20 protein-coding genes are annotated in these 21,435 nt (G+C 74.6%); 18 read left to right on the top strand and 2 right to left on the bottom strand.

Translation table 11 applies throughout. The annotated features are described in order from the left end of the window. The first annotated feature begins 42 nt into the window (after positions 1-42). The 16 genes from xerD (at position 43) to L615_RS10845 (ending at position 14,897) form a co-directional block, all read left to right on the top strand. Positions 43-978 carry a site-specific tyrosine recombinase XerD gene (gene xerD / locus L615_RS10915; RefSeq protein ID WP_028655010.1) on the top strand — a complete coding sequence of 312 codons (936 nt, stop codon included), beginning with the start codon at positions 43-45 and terminating at the stop codon, positions 976-978. Next, entirely contained in the window at positions 971-3,520 is a 2,550-nt protein-coding gene (locus L615_RS10910; RefSeq protein ID WP_145725085.1) for an RNA helicase, read from the top strand. The genes xerD and L615_RS10910 overlap by 8 nt, the downstream gene beginning before the upstream one ends. 236 nt (positions 3,521-3,756) lie before the next feature. After that, positions 3,757-4,650 (top strand): ParA family protein, encoded by an 894-nt coding sequence (locus tag L615_RS10905; protein WP_051485583.1) that lies wholly within the window; start codon positions 3,757-3,759, stop codon positions 4,648-4,650. Further along, positions 4,635-4,970 (top strand): hypothetical protein, encoded by a 336-nt coding sequence (locus L615_RS10900; protein ID WP_028655007.1) that lies wholly within the window; start codon positions 4,635-4,637, stop codon positions 4,968-4,970. The genes L615_RS10905 and L615_RS10900 overlap by 16 nt, the downstream gene beginning before the upstream one ends. Continuing rightward, positions 4,967-5,842, top strand: a complete 876-nt coding sequence (locus L615_RS10895) for a ScpA family protein (RefSeq protein WP_028655006.1) — start codon at positions 4,967-4,969, stop codon at positions 5,840-5,842. The genes L615_RS10900 and L615_RS10895 overlap by 4 nt, the downstream gene beginning before the upstream one ends. Next, positions 5,835-6,512, top strand: coding sequence for an SMC-Scp complex subunit ScpB (gene scpB, locus L615_RS10890; RefSeq protein ID WP_145725084.1), 678 nt, complete (start codon positions 5,835-5,837; stop codon positions 6,510-6,512). Before L615_RS10895 ends, scpB begins: the two co-directional genes overlap by 8 nt. Continuing rightward, positions 6,502-7,254 (top strand): pseudouridine synthase, encoded by a 753-nt coding sequence (locus tag L615_RS10885; protein WP_028655005.1) that lies wholly within the window; start codon positions 6,502-6,504, stop codon positions 7,252-7,254. Before scpB ends, L615_RS10885 begins: the two co-directional genes overlap by 11 nt. 16 nt (positions 7,255-7,270) lie before the next feature. Beyond that, positions 7,271-8,110: an AraC family transcriptional regulator gene (locus tag L615_RS10880; RefSeq protein ID WP_232221707.1), complete on the top strand. Its 840-nt coding sequence runs from the start codon at positions 7,271-7,273 to the stop codon at positions 8,108-8,110. Further along, positions 8,088-8,528 (top strand): VOC family protein, encoded by a 441-nt coding sequence (locus tag L615_RS10875; protein WP_222430524.1) that lies wholly within the window; start codon positions 8,088-8,090, stop codon positions 8,526-8,528. The genes L615_RS10880 and L615_RS10875 overlap by 23 nt, the downstream gene beginning before the upstream one ends. An 18-nt stretch (positions 8,529-8,546) precedes the next feature. Further along, positions 8,547-9,593, top strand: coding sequence for a prephenate dehydrogenase (locus L615_RS10870; protein WP_261376638.1), 1,047 nt, complete (start codon positions 8,547-8,549; stop codon positions 9,591-9,593). A 9-nt stretch (positions 9,594-9,602) separates the two neighbouring features. Continuing rightward, the gene (cmk, locus tag L615_RS10865) at positions 9,603-10,280 is read left to right on the top strand and encodes a (d)CMP kinase (protein ID WP_315897785.1); all 678 of its coding nucleotides are present in this window, start codon (positions 9,603-9,605) and stop codon (positions 10,278-10,280) included. Further along, positions 10,277-10,993 carry a 1-acyl-sn-glycerol-3-phosphate acyltransferase gene (locus tag L615_RS10860; protein ID WP_261376637.1) on the top strand — a complete coding sequence of 239 codons (717 nt, stop codon included), beginning with the start codon at positions 10,277-10,279 and terminating at the stop codon, positions 10,991-10,993. The genes cmk and L615_RS10860 overlap by 4 nt, the downstream gene beginning before the upstream one ends. After that, positions 10,986-12,326 (top strand): ribosome biogenesis GTPase Der, encoded by a 1,341-nt coding sequence (gene der / locus L615_RS10855; protein WP_028655000.1) that lies wholly within the window; start codon positions 10,986-10,988, stop codon positions 12,324-12,326. The genes L615_RS10860 and der overlap by 8 nt, the downstream gene beginning before the upstream one ends. Before the next feature lie 106 nt (positions 12,327-12,432). Then, a complete protein-coding gene (locus tag L615_RS23275; RefSeq protein WP_157514819.1) occupies positions 12,433-12,606 on the top strand; it encodes a hypothetical protein in 174 nt (57 codons plus the stop codon). Between the two features lie 54 nt (positions 12,607-12,660). Then, positions 12,661-13,284 (top strand): hypothetical protein, encoded by a 624-nt coding sequence (locus tag L615_RS10850; RefSeq protein ID WP_145725083.1) that lies wholly within the window; start codon positions 12,661-12,663, stop codon positions 13,282-13,284. Further along, entirely contained in the window at positions 13,284-14,897 is a 1,614-nt protein-coding gene (locus L615_RS10845; protein ID WP_261376636.1) for a DNA polymerase Y family protein, read from the top strand. The genes L615_RS10850 and L615_RS10845 overlap by 1 nt, the downstream gene beginning before the upstream one ends. 16 nt (positions 14,898-14,913) lie before the next feature. On the opposite strand, the gene L615_RS10840 is transcribed toward L615_RS10845, so the two are convergent. Next, positions 14,914-16,773 carry an alpha/beta hydrolase gene (locus tag L615_RS10840; protein WP_261376635.1) on the bottom strand — a complete coding sequence of 620 codons (1,860 nt, stop codon included), beginning with the start codon at positions 16,771-16,773 and terminating at the stop codon, positions 14,914-14,916. 47 nt (positions 16,774-16,820) lie between these two features. After that, the gene (locus L615_RS10835; protein ID WP_261376634.1) at positions 16,821-17,966 is read right to left on the bottom strand and encodes a class I SAM-dependent methyltransferase; all 1,146 of its coding nucleotides are present in this window, start codon (positions 17,964-17,966) and stop codon (positions 16,821-16,823) included. Between L615_RS10835 and L615_RS10830 the strand changes: the two genes are divergently transcribed. Then, positions 17,853-19,241, top strand: a complete 1,389-nt coding sequence (locus tag L615_RS10830; protein WP_145725082.1) for a LuxR C-terminal-related transcriptional regulator — start codon at positions 17,853-17,855, stop codon at positions 19,239-19,241. The two genes, L615_RS10835 and L615_RS10830, sit on opposite strands and share 114 nt — an antisense overlap. Before the next feature lie 86 nt (positions 19,242-19,327). Beyond that, the gene (locus L615_RS24590; protein ID WP_145725081.1) at positions 19,328-21,418 is read left to right on the top strand and encodes a PKD domain-containing protein; all 2,091 of its coding nucleotides are present in this window, start codon (positions 19,328-19,330) and stop codon (positions 21,416-21,418) included. Positions 21,419-21,435: the final 17 nt, after the last annotated feature.

Raw genomic sequence — 21,435 nt, 5'->3', positions numbered from 1 at the left:
GCCAGCCGAGGCCGCGTCGGGCCCGGGGGATAGCCTGACGGCGTGAGTGGTGCAGGTGCGGTGGACCGCGCGGTCCGGACCTACCTGGACCACCTGACGGTCGAGAAGGGCCTGGCGGCCAACACGCTGAGCTCCTACCGGCGCGACCTGCGCCGCTACCGCGAGCACCTCGCGCAGGCCGGCATCGACGACCTCGACCGGGTCACCGAGGCGACGGTCACCGACTTCCTCGTCCGGCTGCGTGAGGGCGACGCGGACCACCCGCCGCTCAGCGCGTCCTCGGCCGCGCGCACCGTCGTCGCGGTCCGCGGCTTCCACAAGTTCGCCGTCGCCGACGGCCTCGCCCGCCTCGACCCGGCCGCCGCGGTCAAGCCGCCCACCCCGGCCAAGCGGCTGCCCAAGGCGCTGCCGCTCTCCGAGGTCGAGGCGATCCTCGACGCCGCCGGCGCCGCCGGCACCCCGCTGGCGCTGCGCGACCGCGCCCTGCTCGAGGTCCTCTACGGCACCGGCGCCCGCATCTCCGAGGCCGTCGGCCTCGACGTCGACGACGTGTCCGGCCTCGACGACGACCACACCGTGCTGCTGCGCGGCAAGGGCGGCAAGGAGCGGCTGGTCCCGGTCGGCTCGTTCGCCCGCGAGGCGCTGTCGGCGTACCTCGTCCGCGGCCGCCCTGCGCTGGTCGCGAGGGCCACGCCGGCGCTGTTCCTCAACTCCCGCGGCGGGCGGCTCTCGCGCCAGTCCGCGTGGGCGGTCCTCGTCAAGGCCGCCGAGCGGGCCGGGGTCACCCGTGACGTCTCCCCGCACACCCTGCGCCACTCGTTCGCGACCCACCTGCTCGACGGCGGCGCCGACGTCCGCGTCGTGCAGGAGCTGCTCGGCCACGCGTCGGTGACGACGACGCAGGTCTACACCCTCGTCACCGTCGACAACCTGCGCGAGGTCTTCGCGACCGCACACCCCAGGGCCCGCGATGCCTGACGCCCAGGACGAGGCGTACGACCGGATCCTCGCGTACGCCGAGGAGCGCGGCCTGACGCTCTACGACCACCAGGAGGAGGCGATCCTCTCCCTGCTGGCCGGCGACAACGTCGTGCTCGCCACGCCGACCGGGTCCGGCAAGTCGCTGGTCGCGATGGCGGCGGCGATGGCGGCGCTCGCCGACGACCGGGTCACCTTCTACACAGCGCCCATCAAGGCGCTGGTGAGCGAGAAGTTCTTCGACCTCGTCGACGTCTTCGGCGCCGCCGACGTCGGCATGCTGACCGGTGACGTCGCGGTCAACGCCGACGCCCCGATCATCTGCTGCACCGCCGAGGTGCTCGCCAACATCGCGCTGCGCGAGGGTGCGAGCGCCGACGTCGGCATGGTCGTGATGGACGAGTTCCACTTCTACGGCGAGCCCGGGCGCGGCTGGGCGTGGCAGGTGCCGCTGATCGAGCTGCCGCAGGCGCAATTCCTGCTGATGTCGGCCACCCTGGGCGACGTCACCGACCTCGCCGCCGACCTGACCCGCCGCAACGGACGCGACACCACGGTCGTCGACCAGGCCGAGCGGCCGGTGCCGCTCGACTTCACGTGGTCGCTGGACCCGCTGCAGGAGAAGCTCGAGGAGCTCGTCACCACCGGCCAGGGGCCGGTCTACGTCGTGCACTTCACCCAGGCCGCCGCCGTCGAGCACGCCGTGTCGCTGCTCAGCGGCCCGAACCGGCTCGACGTCAAGGCCGGGCKGCCGAAGGAGCGCAAGGAGCAGATCGCCGAGCGGGTCGCGGGTGTCCGCTTCGCTGCCGGCTTCGGCAAGACCCTCAGCAAGCTGCTGCGGCAGGGGATCGGCGTCCACCACGCCGGGATGCTGCCGCGCTACCGCCGCCTGGTGGAGCAGCTCGCCCAGGCCGGGCTGCTCACCGTCATCTGCGGCACCGACACCCTCGGCGTCGGCATCAACGTCCCGATCCGGACCGTGCTCTTCACCGGGCTGGCCAAGTACGACGGCAGCCGGCAGCGCGTGCTGCGCACCCGCGAGTTCCTCCAGATCGCCGGACGGGCCGGCCGGGCGGGCTTCGACACCGCCGGCTACGTCGTCGTCCAGGCGCCCGAGCACGTCATCGAGAACGAGAAGGCCAAGGCCAAGGCCGCCGCGAAGAACGCTGCGATGTCCGAGGAGAAGCGGGCGAAGCGCGGGTCGAAGGCGCAGCTGAAGAAGCCGCCCGCCGGCACCGTCGTGTGGACCGAGCAGACCTTCACCAAGCTCGTCGAGGGCCGTCCCGAGGCGCTGAAGTCGCAGATGAAGGTCGACAACGCGATGCTCGTCAACGTGCTCTCCCGCGAGGAGGACGCGTTCCCGGTGCTGCGCCGGCTGCTGACGGACAACCACGAGGATCGCCGCTCGCAGCTGCGCCTGGCCAAGCGTGCGGTGCGCCTGGCGCGCAGCCTGGTCGCCTCCGAGGTGGTCACCCGGCTCGACGAGCCGGACGCCTTCGGCCGCCGCTACGTGCTCACCGAGGCGTTGCCGGAGGACTTCGCGCTCAACCAGCCGTTGTCCCACTTCGCGCTCGCGGTCCTCGACGTGCTCGACCCCGACAGCCCCGACTTCGTGCTCGACGTGGTCTCGGTCGTCGAGGCCACCCTCGAGGCGCCCCGGCCGGTCCTGCTCGCCCAGCGGCACGCCGCCCGCGGCGAGGCGATCGCGGCGCTCAAGGCCGACGGCGTGGAGTACGACGAGCGGATGGCCCTCGTCGAGGACATCACCTGGCCCGAGCCGCTCGCCGACCTGCTCGAGCCGCTCTTCGAGACCTACCGCGAGCGGCACCCGTGGCTCGCTCCCGACGCACTCGCGCCGAAGTCGGTGGTGCGGGAGATGTGGGAGCAGGGGATGGGGTTCACCGACCTGGTCTCCCGCTACCAGGTCGCCCGGTCGGAGGGCCTCGTGCTGCGCTACCTCACCGACGCCTACCGGGCGCTGCGGCAGACCGTGCCGGCGTCGTACCGCACCGACGAGCTGGAGCTGCTCGTCGAGTGGCTGGGGGAGACGGTGCGCCAGGTCGACTCCTCGCTGCTCGACGAGTGGGAGGCGCTCGCCGACCCCACGCACGCGCCGAGCACCGTCAGCCACCACGAGCCGCCGCCCCCGCCGCGCCCGCTCAGCCAGCAGGGCCGGGTCTTCGACGTCATGGTGCGCAACGCGATGTGGCGCCGGGTCGAGCTCATCGCCCGCGACGACGTGCCCGCCCTCGCGGGCCTCGAGCCCGAGGGCTCGGAGATGACCGAGCAGGCGTGGGACGCCGCGCTCGAGGACTACTACGACGAGCACGAGCGGCTGCTCACCGACGCCGACGCCCGGGGACCCTCGCTCCTCGCCGTCGACAAGGCCCACGCCGCGGGCCGGTGGCGGGTCGCGCAGACCCTCCACGACCCCGAGGGGCACCACGACTGGGTCGTCGAGGCCGTGGTCGACCTGGCCGCGTCCGACGAGGCCGGCGAGGCCGTCGTGCGGACCGAGGCGATGCGCCGCCTCGGGGGCTGAGCCGGGGGAGATCCAGCGCCCGTCGGCGCGCCTCCCGAATGTCGCCGTGTCGACATTGTTGGATGGAGGAGTCCCGGGCTCTGGGGAAGGAGCCCGCAACTTTCCACGACAAGGTGAGGGCGATGGTCGGTACCTACGCAAGCTCCAGTGCACCCGACATGCCGCCGCGCGCGCCCGTCCCGGCGCCGCCGCAGCAGCAGGCGGACGTCGAGGTGCCGCTCGGCACGGAGGACGCCATGACGCTGCAGTTCCCCACTCCCGAGGTCCGCGTCCCCGAGACGCCCTCGACCGAGATCGGCCCGACCGGACGGCCGATGCCGTTCCTGCCGGAGCCGCGGCCGGTGGCCACGCACGGGAACGCCCGCGTGATCTCGATGTGCAACCAGAAGGGTGGCGTCGGCAAGACCACCACCACCATCAACCTGGGCGCCGCGCTGGCCGAGTACGGCCGCAAGGTGCTGCTCGTCGACTTCGACCCGCAGGGCTCGCTGTCCGTCGGCCTGGGCCTCAACCCGCACGACATGGACATGACGGTCTACAACCTGCTGATGGACCCGGAGACCACGCTCGACGAGGTCGTCGTGCCCTCCGGCGTGCCCGGCATGGACCTGCTGCCGTCCAACATCGACCTGTCCGCCGCCGAGGTGCAGCTGGTGCACGAGGTCGCTCGAGAGCAGACGCTGCAGCGCGTGCTCGCCCCGGCGATCGCCGAGTACGACGTCATCCTCATCGACTGCCAGCCCTCGCTCGGCCTGCTGACGGTGAACGCGCTGACCGCCTCGCACGGCGTGATCGTGCCGCTGGAGTGCGAGTACTTCGCGCTGCGCGGCGTCGCGCTGCTCAAGGCGACCATCGACAAGGTCAAGCAGCGCCTCAACCCCGGCCTGGAGGTCGACGGCGTCCTCGGCACCATGTTCGACGGCCGCACCCTGCACGGCCGCGAGGTGCTCGAGCGGCTGGTGCAGGCCTGGGGCGACAAGGTCTTCCACACGGTCATCCGCCGCACCGTGAAGTTCTCCGACTCGACGGTGGCCGGCGAGCCGATCACGTCGTACGCCTCCGGCTCCAGCGGCGCCGAGGCCTACCGCCAGCTCGCGAAGGAGGTGGCGGTCCGTTGTCTCGACGTGTGAGCCTGCCCGCCGCCGACGACCTCTTCCGCCCCACCGCCCCCGAGCCCGCCGTCCGGGCCGTCCCGGACCCGCCGAACGACCCCCCGAAGCAGCAGCCGAAGGGGCCCAGCGGCCGGGTCCGGCACGACGAGAAGATCACGGTCTACATCACCTCCCAGGAGCTGATGGAGCTCGAGCAGGCCCGCCTGACCCTGCGCGGCGAGTACGGCCTCGCCGTCGACCGGGGCCGCCTGGTCCGCGAGGCGCTGCACCTGGTGCTGGCCGAGCTGGAGGCGGAAGGGGAGGACTCGGCCCTCGTCAGGCGCCTGCGTGAGTCGTGAGTGAGGATGCCGGGACCCTCCCCGACGAGGAGGCCGGTGGGTCGAAGGGCTTCGCGGTCCGCCTCGAGAACTTCGAGGGCCCCTTCGACCTGCTGCTGAGCCTGATCTCGAAGCACAAGCTCGACGTCACCGAGATCGCCCTGGCGAAGGTCACCGACGAGTTCATCGCCTACGTCAAGGACCTGCCCCGCACCGGGCAGGCCTCCGACGACCTCGAGGAGACGACGAGCTTCCTGCTCGTCGCCGCGACCCTGCTCGACCTCAAGGCCGCGCGGCTGCTGCCGCAGGGTGACGTGGAGGACGAGGAGGACCTCGCGCTGCTCGAGGCGCGCGACCTGCTCTTCGCCCGGCTGCTGCAGTACAAGGCCTACAAGCAGGTCGCGGCCGAGCTGGACCGGCGGCTGCAGGCCGAGTCGCGCCGCTACCCGCGCGCCGTCGGCCTGGAGGAGCGCTTCGCCGGGCTGCTCCCGGAGGTGCTGATCGGGATCGGGCTCGACCAGTTCGCGGCCCTCGCCGCGCGGGCGATGCAGCCCAAACCGGAGCTCGAGCTGACCCTGCACCACATCCACGCCCCGACCGTCAGCGTGCGCGAGCAGGCGGCGGTCGTGGTGGACCGGCTGCGCCGGAGTGGGACGATGACCTTCCGGGCCCTGTGCGGCGACTCGCCCGACACCCTGACCACGGTCGCCCGCTTCCTGTCCCTGCTGGAGCTGTTCCGGGAGGGGGCGGTGGCGTTCGACCAGGTCACCCCGCTCGGTGAGCTCACCGTGCGGTGGACCGGCGACGAGGCGGTCGACGTGGACGACCTGATCACCGACGAGTTCGACGGGGCGCCGGCCGAGGCGCCCGCTGAGGAGAAGACCGATGAGTGAGCAGACCGCCCCGCCGGGGGAGTCGCCGACCGAGGAGGCACTGCCCGTCCCGGTCGCCGAGCTGCGCCCGTCGCTCGAGGCGGTGCTGATGGTCGCCGACCAGCCGCTCGACGAGATCGCGCTGGCCACGGCTGTCGGCTACCCCGCCCCGGAGGTCCGCGACGCGCTGGCCGCGCTCGCCGCCGAGTACGACGAGCAGGGGCGCGGCTTCGAGCTGCGCAACGTCGCCGGCGGCTGGCGCTACTACACCCGCGACGAGTACGCCTCGGTCGTCGAGGGCTTCGTGCTCGAGGGCCAGCAGGCCCGGCTCACCCAGGCCGCGCTCGAGACCCTCGCCGTCGTCGCCTACCAGCAGCCGGTGTCGCGGGCCCGGGTGTCCGCGGTGCGTGGCGTCAACGTCGACGGCGTGATGCGCACCCTCATCAACCGCGGCCTGGTCGAGGAGGCCGGCCAGGACGGCGAGCACGGCGCGACGCTCTACCGCACGACGTCGTACTTCCTCGAGCGGATCGGCATCGTCTCCCTCGACGAGCTGCCGGACCTCGCGCCCCACCTGCCCGAGCTCGCCGAGGTCGAGGAGGAGCTCGCGCCCCCGGCGCCGCCCGAGCCCACCGCCAGCACCGGGCCCACCGCCAGCACCGAGACCGGGGAGCCCGCCGATGGCGCGTGAGATCGCCGTCGACGACGACGGCCTGATCCGGCTGCAGAAGCTGCTCGCCCAGTCCGGCGTCGCCTCGCGGCGCCGCTGCGAGGAGCTGATGCTCGAGGGCGAGGTCGAGGTGGACGGCGAGGTCGTCACCCGCCTCGGCACCAAGGTCGACCCGCGCACCGCCGTGATCAAGGTGTCCGGCAAGCGGCTGCCGCCGGTGTCCGAGCACGTCTACCTGGTGCTCAACAAGCCCCGCGGCGTGGTCTCGACCATGTCCGACCCGCAGGGCCGGCGCACCCTCACCGACCTCGTGGGCGCCCGACCCGAGCGGCTCTTCCACGTGGGTCGGCTCGACACCGACACCTCCGGCCTGCTGCTGCTGACCAACGACGGCGACTTCGCCCACCGGATGGCGCACCCGTCGTTCGAGGTGGAGAAGACCTACGTCGCCGAGGTCGCCGGCCGGATCGCGAAGGGCACCGTCGCCGACCTGCTCGCCGGGGTGACCCTCGAGGACGGCCCGGTCGAGGTGCGCCGCGCCCGGGTGATCGACACCGCTGCGGAGAAGTCGATCATCGAGCTGGTCATCCACGAGGGCCGCAACCGCATCGTGCGCCGGCTGCTCGACCAGGTCGGCCACCCGGTGCGCCGGCTCAGCCGCACGAGGTTCGGTCCCGTCGAGCTCGGCACCCTCGGCAGCGGCAGGCTCCGCGAGCTCAGCGACGACGAGCTCGGCCAGCTGCTGGAGCTGGTCGGCCTCTAGACCTACCGTGGGTCGGGTGATCCCGGTCCCGCCGGTCCCGCCGGCGCTGCGACGCCACGTCGCGGCGCGGGTCCCCTACGACGTCGTGTTCGGCGCGCCCGGCGTGCACCGCGGGCTGCCCTCGACCACCCTCACCCTCGTGCTGCCGCTCGACGAGCCGCTGCGGGTCGCGTGGGCCGGGCAGCCGGACAGCCTCCACGGCGCGGCCTCGTCCCTGTCCGGGTTGCACGCCCGGCCGGCGCTGGTGCACCACGGCGGCAGCCAGCGCGGTGTCCAGCTGGCCCTCACCGTCGAGGGCGCCCGCGTCCTGCTCGGCCGCCCCGCGGCCGACCTGGCCGGGGCGCTGACCGACCTCGACGAGGCGGCCGTCCCCGCACCGCTGCGGGCCCTGCCGGAGCGGCTGCACGCCGTACCCGACTGGCGCACGCGGGTCGCGCTGGTCGACCGCTGCCTCGCCGACCTCGCTGCCGGCGGGGGAGACGCCGCGCCCCGCGCGGAGGTCGCCCACGCCCTGGCCCGGCTCACCGCGGGCCGGCGGGTGGCGGAGGTGGCCGACGAGGTCGGCTACAGCCGGCGCCGCCTCGGCACGCTGGTGCGCGCCGAGACCGGGCTGGCGCCGAAGGACTTCCAGCGGGTGGCCCGGCTGCAGCACACCCGGGGCCTGCTGGGCCACCGACCGCTGGCTGAGGTCGCCGCCACCTGCGGGTACGCCGACCAGGCGCACCTCGCCCGGGAGTGGCGAGCCCTGACGGGGTGCACGCCGACCACCTGGCTGCGCGAGGAGTTCCCGTTCGTCCAAGACCGCGGGGAGGCCGGCGCGGCAGGCTCGGGGCATGAGCACATCGAGCACCCCTGACACCAGCACTGACACCAGCACCCTCGCCGCTGCGGTCCGGATGTGGCCGGCTGTGCAGTACCGCGACGTCGCCGCGATGCTCGACTGGCTGTGCGCCGTCGGGTTCGTCGAGCACGCGACCCACCGCGACGAGACCGGCGCGGTCGTGCACGCGGAGTGGCTGTGGCCCGGCGGGGGCGGGCTGATGTTCGGATCGGTCCGTGACGACAGCCCGCTGCAGCCGCCGGGCTCGAGCGCGGTCTACGTGGTCACCGACGACCCCGACGCGGTCGTGGACGCCGCCGTCGCGGCGGGGGCCACCGTGGAGCGGCCCGTGGTCGACCAGGACTACGGCGGCCGGGGCGGCAGCGTGCGGGACCCGGAGGGCAACCACTGGTCGTTCGGCTCCTACCAGCCGGGCGCGGGGGCCGGATCGTGATCGCCTAACCTTGCCCGCGTGGATGGGTCGAGCGTGCTGACGGGTCCGGTCGAGATCGTCGGCACCGGCCTCATCGGTACGTCGATCGCGCTGGCCTGCCGCCGCGCGGGACTCGAGGTGCTGCTGACCGACACCGCGCCCGACCACCTGCGCACCGCCACCGGGCTCGGCGCCGGCCGCGCCCGCACGCCGGACGACGTGCCGCAGCTGGTCGTGGTCGCCGTACCGCCCGACGCGCTGGGCCCCGCGATCGCCGCCGCGCTCGACTCCGCCGGCCCCGACACCGTCGTCACCGACGTCGGCAGCGTGAAGGCGCCCCCGCTCGACGCCGTGGCCGCCCACCCGGCGGTGAGCACCGAGTACTCCGGCCCGCTGACCGCCAGCGCCGCGCTCTTCGACGGGCGCCCGTGGGCGGTCACGCCCGGCCCCGGTGCCTCCCCACGGGCGACCCGGGTCGTGGACGCGCTCGTGCGCCTCTGCGGCGCGGTCCCGGTGCAGCTCAACCCGGTCGAGCACGACCGCGCGGTGGCGCGCACGTCCCACGTCCCGCACCTGATGGCCTCGCTCGTCGCCGGCACGCTCGCCGCCGCACCGCCGGAGCACCTCGCGCTCTCCGGCACCGGCGTGCGCGACGTCACCCGGGTGGCGGGCGGCGACCCGCGCCTCTACAGCCAGATCATCGGCGGCAACGCCCGCGAGGTCGCGGCCCTGCTCACCGAGGTCCGCGCCCGGCTGGACCTGGTCCTCGAGGCCGTCGCAGCCGGTGACCGGGTCGGCCTCGAGTCCCTGCTCGGCTACGGCCAGGCCGGCACCCGTGCCATCCCCGGCAAGCACGGTGCGGCACCGGAGCCGATGGAGGCCGTGCGGGTCTCCGTGCCGGACCACCCGGGCGAGCTCGCCCGCCTGTTCGCCGACGCCGGCGCCAGCGGCGTCAACATCGAGGACGTGCGCATCGACCACGACCCGGGCCGTCCGGTCGGCCTCGTCGAGCTCGACGTGGTCGCCGACCACGCCGAGCAGCTGCGGGCGGCGCTCGAGTCGAGGGGCTGGGAGACCCACCGGTAGTCTTCGGCCGTGACCGAGCGCAGCGATGTCCCGATGAACGTGGTGGTGGCCGTCGACGGGACCTCCGGCTCCGGCAAGTCGAGCACCTGCCGCGGCGTCGCCCAGCGGCTCGGCCTGCGCTACCTCGACACCGGCGCGCAGTACCGCGCGATGACGTGGTGGATGCTGCGCAACGGCGTCGACGTCCACGACGCGACCGCCGTCGCCGCGCACGCCCAGGCCCCGGTCATCGAGTCCGGCACCGACCCGGCCGGCCCGACTATCGCCGTCGACGGCACCGACGTGTCGGTCGAGATCCGCAGTGACGAGGTCAACGGCGCGGTCTCGCCGGTCAGTGCCGTGCCGGAGGTCCGCACCCGGCTGGTCGAGCTGCAGCGCGAGATCGTCGGCGCCGGCGGCATCGTGGTCGAGGGCCGCGACATCGGATCGGTGGTCTGCCCCGACGCCGAGGTCAAGGTCTACCTGACCGCCGACCCGGCCGCCCGCGCCGCCCGCCGTGCGCTCGAGAACGGTGGCGCCGACGTCGCGGCCACCGAGGCCTCGCTGCTCGCCCGCGACCAGATCGACTCCGGCCGCGCCGTGGCGCCGCTGACCATGGTCGAGGGAGCCGTGCACGTCGACTCCACCGACCTGACCCTCGAGGAGGTCATCGACACGGTGGTGGGCCTGGTGATGGAGCGCGTGTGAGCGCGCACCTGCTGGCGCCGCGCTCGGACCGGGTCGCGGCACCGTCCCACCGCCTGCTCGAGCGTGGTCGCCCGCCGGCCCGCTGGCTCATCCGGCGGTGGTACGACGTGCGGGTGCACCACCCCGAACGGTTCCCGGCCGAGGGGCCGGTCGTCGTGGCCGGCAACCACGTCGGCTTCGTCGACGGCCCGCTGATGGCGATCTTCGCCCCGCGACCGGTGCACGCGCTGACCAAGCTCGAGATGTTCGACGGCGCCCTCGGCTGGTTCCTGCGCCGCTCCGGGCAGATCCCGCTCGACCGGACCAACGCCGACCCGGCGGCGGTGCGCACCGCGGTGCGGGTGCTCCGGGAGGGCCGCGCGGTCGGCGTGTTCCCCGAGGGCACCCGCGGCCCGGGGGACCTGACGACCATCCGCAGCGGCGCGGCCTACCTGGCGCTGGTGACCGGCGCGCCCGTCGTACCGCTGACGTTCCTCGGCACCCGCGAACCGGGCGGCACGAGCAGCTCGCTGCCGCCGCGCGGCGCCCGCCTCGACGTCGTGGTGGGGCGCCCGATGCCCGTCGATGCGGTGTCGTGGCCCCGGACGAGGGATCATGTACGCCTGACGTCGGCTGCCCTGCGCGCACACATGCGCAGCGGGCTCGCCGACGCGCTCGAGGAGACGGGGCGGAGCCTGCCGGGCCCGCTCCCGCAAGGAGATCGTGATGAGTGAAGCTGCCCCGACCGGGGTGGTCCCGGTCCTGGCCGTCGTCGGCCGGCCGAACGTCGGCAAGTCGACCCTGGTCAACCGCATCCTCGGCCGCCGCGAGGCGGTCGTCGAGGACGTCCCCGGCGTGACCCGTGACCGGGTGTCGTACGACGCGGAGTGGAACGGTCGCGCGTTCACCGTCGTCGACACCGGCGGCTGGGACCCCGACGCCCGCGGCATGGCCGCGATGATCAAGGCGCAGGCCGAGATCGCCGTCGGCCTGGCCGACGCCGTGCTGTTCGTCGTCGACGCCGCCGTCGGCATCACCGACGCCGACGAGGCGGTCGTGCGGGTGCTGCGCAAGTCCGGCAAGCCGGTCGTGCTGGCCGCCAACAAGGTCGACGACGAGCGCGCCGAGGCCGAGGCCTTCGGCCTGTGGAACCTCGGCCTCGGCGAGCCGTTCCCGGTCTCCGCCCTGCACGGGCGCGGCTCCGGCGACCTGCTCGACGCCGTGCTCGCCGTGCTGCCCGAGGCGCCGGAGCTGGCCGAGGAGGAGATCGGCGGTCCCCGACGGATCGCCATCGTCGGACGCCCGAACGTCGGCAAGTCCTCGCTGCTCAACCAGCTCGCCGGCGAGGACCGGGTCGTCGTCGACAACGTCGCCGGCACCACCGTCGACCCGGTCGACGAGCTCGTCGAGCTCGGCGGCGAGACCTGGCGCTTCATCGACACCGCCGGCATCCGCAAGCGGGTCAAGGAGGCCTCGGGCCACGAGTACTACGCCTGGCTGCGCACCTCCACCGCCATCGAGCGGGCCGAGGTGTGCGTGCTGGTGCTCGCCGGCAACGAGTCCATCGCCGAGCAGGACCTGCGGATCCTGCAGGAGGTGCGCGAGGCCGGCAAGGCGCTCGTCATCGCCTTCAACAAGTGGGACCTCGTCGACGCCGAGCGCCGCTACTACCTCGACCGCGAGATCGAGCGCGACCTCGTGCAGGTCCAGTGGGCGCCGCGGATCAACATCACTGCGCGCACCGGCTGGCACATCGACCGGATCGTCCCGGCGCTGCACCGCGCCATCGAGGGGTGGGAGACCCGCGTCTCGACCGGTGCCCTCAACTCCTTCCTCGGGCGTGTCGTCGCCGAGCACCCGCACCCGGTGCGCGGCGGCAAGCAGCCGCGCATCCTGTTCGGCAGCCAGGTCTCGACCGCGCCGCCGGTGTTCAAGCTGTTCACCACCGGCAAGCTCGACCAGGGCTACGAACGGTTCATCGAGCGGCGCCTGCGCGAGGAGTTCGGCTTCGTCGGCACCCCGATCGAGATCAAGGTGCAGCCGCGGGAGAAGCGCGGGCGTCGCTGACGCTCCCCGGGACGTTGGCGGACCCCCGACCTTCGTCGGGGGCGCTCGCGCGAGGTCCAGCCCCGGGTCGGATGTGCCGTGCGGTGGCGGGCGTGACGATGGAGTCATGTCCACCGTCACGCAGACCCTCCTCGGGATCGCGCTCGTGACCATCGGCGCGGTGCTCGCCCTGACCCTCCCCGACCACGAGTGGGGGTGGTTCCGCGGCCAGCCGCTGGGCGTCGTGCTCGTGGTGCTGGGGGTGGTCGACCTCGTCGAGGTGATCGCCCGCCGGAGGTAGCGCCGGGGGCACCGTCCACTTGCGCAGTTCGAACAAATGTTCGAACATGGACCGGTGAGCGTCCGCCCCCTCGAGTCCCTGGACGCCGCGGAGCTGGTCGACCACCTCCGCGGCCGGATCCAGGCGCTCCAGGGAGGCCCGACCCGGCTCGCCGTGCCCACCCACCCGGTGCTCGAAGGCCTGGTCCAGCTGCGCACCGGCGGCGTCTACGCCGTCGACTCGGCCAGCCTCGGCATGGCCCTGGCCGCGGGCGCCTCCCGGGCCGGGGAGTGGGTCGGCTTCGCCGGCTGGGACGACTTCGGCGTCGAGGCCGCCCACCAGTGGGGCATCGACCTGTCCCGCACCGTGCTGGTGCCGGCGCCGGGGGAGCACTGGCTGGAGGTCACCGCCGCCCTCGTCGACGTGCTCAAGGTGGTCGTGCTGCGCCCACCCGGCCAGGTCGACGCCAAGTCGGCGAGCATCCTCGACGCCCGGCTGCGCGCTCGCGCCGGCGTGCTCGTCGTCCAGGGCGACTGGCCGCGTTGCGAGCTGCGGCTGAGCGCCGAGCGGAGCAAGTGGCTGGGCATCGGCGCCGGGCGCGGCCGGCTGCGCGAGCGCCACGTGGAGCTCGTCGTCCGCGGTGGCGGGCGGGTGCCGGCACGCGCCGAGGTGGTGCTCGGGGGCGGCGAGGTCGCCTGATGCGGACCATGGTGGTGTGGTGCCCCGACTGGTCGGTGACGGCGGGGCTGCTCGAGCTCGCCGACGGCCGCGACGAGGACGACCCGCCGCACGACGTGGCCGCTCCGGCCGTCGTCCTGGCGAACAACCGGGTGGTCGTCTGCAACGCCACCGCCCGGGCCGAGGGAGTACGCCGCGGCCAGCGTCGCCGCGACGCCCAGGCCCGCTGCCCCGACGTGGTGCTGCTCCCGGCCAGCCCGGACCGGGACGCCCGCTGGTTCGAGCCGGTGCTCGCCGCGGTGGAGGAGGTGCGTCCCGGTGTCGCGCCGCTGCGTCCCGGGCTGATGGCGCTGCCGGCGCCTGGCCGGTTCTTCGCGCGCGGGGGAGTCGGCGGGGAGGAGGCGGCCGCTGCGGTGCTGGCCGAGCACCTCGTCGACGCCGGGGTGTGGGACTGCCGCTTCGGTGCCGCCGACGACCTGTACGCCGCCGAGCGGGCCGCGCGCCGTGCCGACCCCCAGGGGTGCCTGGTCGTCCCGGCCGGCGGATCGGCGGAGTTCCTGCGCGGGCTGCCGGTGACGGTGCTCGCCGACGACGGCCCCGAGGGGGCCGAGCTGGCCGACCTGCTGCGCCGGCTGGGCCTGGTCCTGCTCGGCGACTTCGCCGCGCTCTCGCCCGCCTCGGTCAGCAACCGGTTCGGCGCCTACGGCGTCGAGGTGTGGCGCCGGGTGCAGGGCGAGGAGGTCACCCGGCTGGCCTCGCGCACCCCGCCGCCGGAGCTGGCCTGCGAGATCTCCTTCGAGCCTCCTCTCGACTCCGCGGAGGCGGTCACCTTCAGCGTGCGCACCACCGCGGAGCGCTTCGTCGCCGGCCTCTCCGAGCGCCAGCTCGTCGCGACCGGGGTGCGCATCGAGGCCGAGTTCGAGGACGGCGTCTCGGCACGCACCTGGTTGCACCCGCGCTGCTTCACCTCGCGCGACCTCGTCGACCGGGTGCACTGGCAGCTGCAGGCAGGGATGGCGAGCTCCGGGCTGCGCAGCCGCAAGTCGACGGGGGAGACGATCACCTCCCCGGTGACCCTGGTCCGGTTCCTGCCCGACACCGTCGAGCCGGCCGGCGCCCACGTCGACGGCCTGTGGGGCGGCGGCGCCGACGACCAGGTCGTGCGCGGGGTGGCCCGGGTCCAGGCCATGGTCGGGTACGACGCCGTGCGGGTCCCCGTCCGGCAGGGCGGTCGCGGCCCGGCCGACCGGCAGGCGCTGGTGCCGTGGGGCGAGCGACCGGTCGGCCTGCGCCCGGTCGACCGGCCGTGGCCGGGCCGGCTGCCCGGGCCGGCGCCGAGCCGGGTCTTCGCCGAGGCTCCGGAGGCCGAGGTCGTCGACGAGGCCGGGGTGGTCGTCGCGGTCACCGACCGGGGCCGGGTGACCGGCGAGCCGTGGCGGGGCCGGGGGGGCCCGGGCCCCCGGGGGGGGGGGGGGGGGGGCGGGGGCGGGGCCGTGGCCGGTCAACGAGTCCTGGTGGCTCGGGCCGGGCAGCGGCGGCCGGGCCGTCCGCTTCCAGGTCGTCGGGGTGGACGGCCGGGCGTGGCTGCTGCGCTGGCGCAGCGCGGGCGGCTGGGAGGTGGAGGGCGCCTATGACTGAGCCCGCGCAGGCCTAGAGCAGTGCCGCGAGCAGGTCGGCCGCGCGGGCGGCGCCGTCGGTCTCGACCGGGCGGTAGTGCACCTGTTCGTGCACCGTCTTGGCGATCGCCTCGGCGAGCAGGTCCGGGTCGCTGGCGTCCTCGTAGGGCACGCACCGCCCGGCGCCGTACTGCTCGAGGCGGTGGCGCACGTGGAAGTTCTGCTCGAAGTGGTGGCGCAGCGGGACGTAGAGGAACGGCCGCCTGCTCGCGGTCAGCTCCATGCAGGTGGTCAGGCCGCCCTGCACGACCGCGAGGTCGCAGGCCGCGAGGTGGCGGTACAGGTCGGGCAGGTAGCCCCGGACCCGCACCCCGCGGCGCCGGGGGAGCGACGACGGGTCGATGCGCGGTCCGCAGACCACGAGGAAGTGCAGCCCCGGCACCAGGCGCCGGGCCAGCGGGACGGCGTCGAGCACCCGTCGCAGCAGCGACGTGCCGACGCCCGACCCGCCGACGGTGACCAGGCAGACCACGTCCTCCTCGCCGTAGCCGAGCGAGGACCGCAGCCGGGCCGACTCCTCCTCGGTCGGCGGCGCGGAGCCGGGGACGTAGCCGCAGAAGTCGAAGTGCGCCTGCGTCCACTCCCGGATCCCCGGCAGGCCGGGGCCGAAGGAGGCGTCGACGACGTCGCCGGGGTTGCCGACGAAGACCGACCGGTCGCGCAGGTGCCGGTAGCGCTCGCGCTGCTCGAGCATCTCGGCGTTGTGGTCGGCGGTCAGCGCGGCTTCCGCCTCGCCACCGTCGGGCATCGGCAGCCAGCCGACGAAGTCGGTCATCCACGCGAACGGGAACCTCTCGAGCTCGGGGTTCTCGTGCAGGAAGTGGTCGACCTCCCACGCCTCGTCGCCCGCGCATGCTCTACCTGTCCTCCCCGATCCCGTGCGCGGGTCCAGGTCGTCGTCACCGGGCGCGGGAAGACCCGGTCGGCGAGCTCGCCGATGAGGTGGTTGACCCGGACCGGTTCCCGTGCGGGCGGGGCGTGCCCGACGCCGTCCATCAGGACCAGCGAGCCGCCGATGGCCGCCGGGTGCACCTTGTCGTCGGTGCCGTGGACCACGAGGACCGGGCACTGCACCCGGGCACACAGCGGTTCCAGCGGGGTGGCCTCGGCGCCGTGCAGGCCGAGCCGACCGGCGACCGTGTCGACCAGGGTCGCCGGGTCGGTCTCCGAGGCCCAGGCGACGAAGTCCTCGCGCTGCTTCGTCGAGTGCGGCTCGTGGTGCATCTGGGGCGAAGAAGTCGACGAAGTCGTCGTACCCGCCGCCCAGCCAGTGGTGCTCGTTGTACTTCGCCCAGCCGCGGTTGCTGTCGAGGCACGCGTCGAAGGCGAACTTGTCGCGGGCCGGGCTGGGCACCGACAGCCCACAGGACGGTGCGATCGCGACCAGGCCGGCCACCCGCTCGGGGTGGCCGGCCGCGAGGTGGACGGCCCACGCGGCCCCGCAGGAGAAGCCCACCACCAGCGCCCGCTCGGTGCCGGTGGCGTCGAGCACGGCCAGGGCGTCGGCGGCGTAGGCCGCGTCGGTGTACGCCGCCACGCCCGTCGGGCTGCCCGAGCGGCCCGACCCGCGCCCGTCGAAGGTCACCACCCGGTGGTGGCGTGCCAGCCAGGGCACCTGCAGCTTCCAGATCCGCGAGTCGACGATGGTCCACGTCGGCAGCAGCAGGATCGTCGACCTGCTCCCGGCGGCACCACCGTCTGGGCCGTCGGGGCCGTCGTGCACGTCCCAGGCGATCTCCACGCCGTGACGCACGACCACGCCGGAGCGGTCCGGTGGGCACGGGCGGTGCCGTGCCACGCCCGCCTGCTGGCCTGTCGGCTGGTTGCTCGCCATGGGTCCGCCTCCCTCGTCGTCCAGTGTGCTCCTGACCGGGCCCGCCGTCAGGGCCTGACCTCGAAGACCTGGTTGAACGGCGTCGTCGCCACCCGCGAGAACCGGGTGAAGCCGCCCGCGGTCGTGACTGCGGCGATCCGTCCCGGTCCGGCCTGGGTGCCCAGGGCCAGCCCGACGTCCTGCGAGAGCGAGGACGGCGTGCACAGCAGGGTCGAGAACCCGTAGTAGGCGCGGCCCACCGGGTTGAGGTTGTCCTCGACGTGGTCACCGGCCATCGGCTCGACCACCATCCAGGTGCCGTCGTCGGCCAGCCGGCTGCGCACGTGCCGGGCGGCGCCCACGGGGTCGCCCATGTCGTGCAGGCAGTCGAACATGGTGACCAGTCCGTAGCCCTCGCCGGTGAAGCCGTCGGCCCGAGCCGCCTCGAAGCTCACCCGGTCCGCGACGCCTGTGGCGGCGGCCCGCTCCCGGGCGACCGCGATCGACTCGGGGTGGTAGTCGGAGCCGACGAAGCGCGAGGCGGGGAAGGCCTGCGCCATCAGGATGGTCGAGGCGCCGTGCCCGCAGCCGACGTCGGCGACGGTCGTGCCCTGCTGGAGCCGGTCGACCACACCGTCGAGCGCGGGCAACCACTCGGCGACGAGGTGCGCGTGGTAGCTCGGCCGGAAGAACCGCTCGCAGCCGACGTGGACGTCGGTGTCGTGCTCGTGCCACCCGACTCCGGCGCCGCTGCGGGCCGCCTCGATGACGTCGGCGGTGTCGTGCACGGTGCCGAGCGCGATCTGGAAGAAGCCCGGCAGGAAGGCGGGGCTGTCCTCGACGGTGAGGGCGACCGCCTGCTCCGGCGGCAGCGTGTAGGTGGTGGTGGCGGGGTCGTAGGCGACGTAACCGCCTGCGGCCTGGGCGTTGAGCCACTCGCGGGCGTAGGGCTCCTCAGCACTCGCGGCGGCGACCGGGACGCCCGCCTGCTGACGGCGGCGGAGACGGCCTGGAGCGCGGGGCTCCCGCGCCGGGCCCTGGCCCTGCTCGACGGCGCCGCCGGGGAGCCCCGGGTGCTGGCGCTGCGGGCGACCATCGCGGTGCGCAGCGGCTCCCTGCAGGACGGGATCGCCCTGCTCGAGGAGGCCGCGGACGCCGTCGACGACGTCGACGACGTCGACGAGCGGGTGCTGCTCCTGGCCGAGGCCATGCACGCCAACTTCTTCCTCGGCGACGGAGCCGTCAGCCGGCGCCTGGTGGACGAGGTGACGGCCGCGCTGGCGCACGCCACCACCCGTCGGGCCCGGGCGCTGGGCACCCTGGCGCTCGGTGTGGCCAGGGTGCTCGCCGGGACCGGCGGGAGGGCGGAGCTGCGCGCCGCCGTACCCCTGCTCGCGGAGGAGCCGGGGCTCGCGGTCGACCCCCGCGGGTCCTCGTGGTTGATGTACGCGCCGCTGTTTATCCGCGACGTCGGCACCGGGCACGAGCTGCGCAAGCGGGTCACCGAGGCCCGGGACCGGGCCGGTGTCGGCGCCATGCCGGGGCTGCTCTTCCAGGTCTCTCGCGACGGCGCGACGAGCGACGGCTGGCGCCGTGCCGCGGCGGACTACACCGAGGCGATCCGGCTGGCGCGCGACACCGGCCAGACCGCGGAGCTCGCCATGTGCCTGGCGGGCCTGGCCTGGCTGGAGGCGCGCACCGGGCGCGCGGAGGAGTGCCGGGCGCACGCCGGGGAGGCGCGCCGCCTCGCCCGCAGCCGGGACATCCGCGCAGCGGAGGTCTGGTGCCTGCTTGCGCTCGGCGACCTGGCCCTCGCGGCGCCGGATCCCGGCGCCGCGCTGGTGTCGCTGCGGGAGGCGGAGGAGCTGCAGTCGCAGCACGAGATGGCCGACCCGGACATCTCGCCCGTGCCGGAGCTGGTGGCGGCGCTGGTGCGCCTCGGGCGGACCGAGGAGGCTGGGCTGCTGGTGCCGCCGCACCTCGCGGCGGCCGACGCCGAGGGGCAGCCGTGGGCGGCCGCCCGGGCCCGGCGCGCGAGCGCGATGGTCGCCGACGACTTCGACGACCTGTTCGCCGAGGCACTGGTGCTGCACCGCGACACCCCGGACCTGTTCGAGGCGGCCCGCACGGAGCTGGCGTACGGCGAACGGCTGCGCCGGACCGGTCGCCGGGTCGACGCCCGCGAGCACCTCCGCGCCGCCCTCGCGGTCTTCGCCGACCTCGGCGCCGAGCCGTGGGCCGACCTCGCCGCGACCGAGCTCGACCTGACCGGGGAGCGGGTCCCCGAGCGCGCGCTGGGCGGGGTCGCGGCGCTGACCCCGCAGGAGCTGCAGGTCGCGCTGCTGCTGTCCGACGGACGCACCACCCGCGAGGCCGCGGCCGCACTCTTCCTCAGCCCGAAGACCGTGGAGTACCACCTGCGCAAGGTCTACACGAAGCTCGGCGTCCGCTCCCGGGCCGAGCTCGCCGCGGCGGTGGCCGACGCCTGAGCGTCGCGAAGGTGCCCAATCTGGATGACGCGGGGCGGCCGCGGAATTCCTAGCCTCGGAGCAGGGAGCCCGAGGGAGGAACAGCCATGCACCTGGCACCGTGGGGTCACCGCGACCCGGAGCGCTCGCGGCTGCTCACCCTCGTCCTCGGCGTCACCTGCCTCCTCGTCGCCCTCGTCGCGGCGCTCGTCGCCGGCCCCCTCCCGGCGGCCGAGTCCGCCCCCTCCCCGGTGCCCCCGGCCACGGTCCGGGCGTGGGGCGGCAACGCCTTCGGCGAGCTCGGCGACGGCACCACCACCGCGCACCGCCTCGCCGCACCCGTGAGCGGGCTGACCGACGCGGTGGACGTGCACACCGGCCGCGAGCACGCCGTTGCCCTGCGCGCCGGCGGCACCGTGGTCACCTGGGGCAGCAACCAGATGGGCCAGCTGGGCGGCGTTACCACCGGCGGCCAGCGCCCGACGCCCGCGACGGTCAGCGGCCTCACCGACGTCGTCCAGGTCTCCACCGGCCACTACCACTCGCTCGCCCTGCGCAGCGACGGGTCGGTGTGGACCTGGGGCTACAACCACGCCGGCCAGCTCGGCGACGGCACGACCACCACGCGCAACCGGCCCGTCCGCATCGGCGGGACCCGGACCTGGGCGTACGTCGCTGCCGGCCGCGACATGAGCTACGCCATCGGCACTGACGGATCCGTGTGGGCATGGGGCCTCAACGGCGACGGACAGCTCGGCGACGGCACCACCACCAACCGGTCCACCCCGGTGCGGGTCGGCAGCCTCACCGACGTCGTGCAGGTCGCCGGCGGCCGTGACCACGGCCTCGCACTGCGGGCGGACGGCTCGGTGTGGGCCTGGGGGTGGAACGCCTACGGCCAGCTCGGCGACGGCACCACCACCGACCGGACCACGCCGGTCCAGGTGGCCACCGGGATGACGATGGTCGCCGGTGGTGCGCACCACTCCTACGCGCTGCGCGCGGACGGGCAGGTGGCCGCGTGGGGGCGCAACTACCGCAACGAGCTGGGCGACGGCACCAAGACCCAGCGCACCCGCCCGGTCCTCGTCCAGGGCGTCACCGGGGCGGTCAGCATCGGCTCCGGGCGGGACCACGGCCTCGCCGCCCTCGCCGACGGCACCGTGCGGGCGTGGGGGCACAACACCTCCGGACAGCTGGGCGACGGCACCGTGACCAGCCGCGCGTCCGCCGTCACCGTGACCGGGCTCGCCGACGCCCGCAAGGTCAGCGGCGGCGCCGAGTTCTCCGTCGCGATCTCCTCGACCGGGACGCCGCCGGCCAACCAGCCGCCGGTGGCCCGCGCCACCGGGTCGTGCGACCAGCTGGCCTGCTCCTTCTCCGGCACCACCGCCACCGACACCGACGGCACCGTCACCGGCTGGTCGTGGACCTTCGGCGACGGGACCACCGGCACCGGCCCGAACCCCACCCACACCTACGCCTCCGCAGGCACCTACACCGTCGGCCTGACCGTCACCGACGACGACGGCGCGACCGCCACGACCACCGTCCAGGTCACCGCCACCTCGAGCCCCGGCGGCACGGCGGTCACCCACCGGGCGTCGAGCGGCACGACCCGCAACTCCACGACGGCCCCGGTCGTCGTACCTGCGGCGACGGAGGTGGGCGACGTGCTCGTCCTGTTCGTCACCATCAACCGGCTCGGCACGGCCACCACCCCGGCCGGCTGGACGCTGCTGGGCACCGCCAGCGACACCGACGTGCGCTCGTGGGTCTACACCCGCACCGCCGTCGCCGGCACTGCAGGCTCGACGGTGAGCGTCACGTTCGACGCCACCAGCAAGGTCGACGCCACCCTGGTCGTGTACGACGGCGGCGCGGCCACCAGCGCGACCGCCCAGGTCGAGACCGGCTCCGGCACCAGCCATGCCGCGCCGGCGACGACGGTCGCGACGAGCGGGTCGCGCGTCGTCCACCAGTGGGCGACCAAGATCAACGCCACGGCGACGTGGACCCTCCCGGGCGGGCTCGCCGCGCGGCGGACCAGCAGCGGCGGCAGCGGGAACGGCCAGGTGTCCGCGGTCGTGGCGGACGGCGGCCCGGTGCCCGCTGGTCCGTGGGCGGCCCGCTCGGCGACCGCGAGCGTGTCCTCGGCCAAGGCGATCGCCTGGACCGTGGTCGTCGCCCCCGACTGAGATCCGGTCTACCCTGC

The organism is Nocardioides sp. J9, assembly GCF_007829375.1.
Taxonomy (GTDB): Bacteria; Actinomycetota; Actinomycetes; order Propionibacteriales; family Nocardioidaceae; genus Nocardioides.
The sequence above is the reverse complement of the archived record's forward strand: the minus strand, read 5'-3'. Positions and strand labels throughout refer to the sequence as shown.

Bases quoted from the DNA above. Each gene is read 5' to 3' on its own strand.
- L615_RS24590 (WP_145725081.1), top strand. From the start codon at position 19,328: ATGCACCTGGCACCGTGGGGTCACCGCGACCCGGAGCGCTCGCGGCTG.
- L615_RS10875 (WP_222430524.1), top strand. From the start codon at position 8,088: ATGAGCACATCGAGCACCCCTGACACCAGCACTGACACCAGCACCCTC.
- der (WP_028655000.1), top strand. From the start codon at position 10,986: ATGAGTGAAGCTGCCCCGACCGGGGTGGTCCCGGTCCTGGCCGTCGTC.
- L615_RS10840 (WP_261376635.1), bottom strand. From the start codon at position 16,773: ATGGCGAGCAACCAGCCGACAGGCCAGCAGGCGGGCGTGGCACGGCAC.
- L615_RS23275 (WP_157514819.1), top strand. From the start codon at position 12,433: ATGTCCACCGTCACGCAGACCCTCCTCGGGATCGCGCTCGTGACCATC.
- scpB (WP_145725084.1), top strand. From the start codon at position 5,835: ATGAGTGAGCAGACCGCCCCGCCGGGGGAGTCGCCGACCGAGGAGGCA.
- L615_RS10885 (WP_028655005.1), top strand. From the start codon at position 6,502: ATGGCGCGTGAGATCGCCGTCGACGACGACGGCCTGATCCGGCTGCAG.
- L615_RS10845 (WP_261376636.1), top strand. From the start codon at position 13,284: ATGCGGACCATGGTGGTGTGGTGCCCCGACTGGTCGGTGACGGCGGGG.
- L615_RS10905 (WP_051485583.1), top strand. From the start codon at position 3,757: ATGACGCTGCAGTTCCCCACTCCCGAGGTCCGCGTCCCCGAGACGCCC.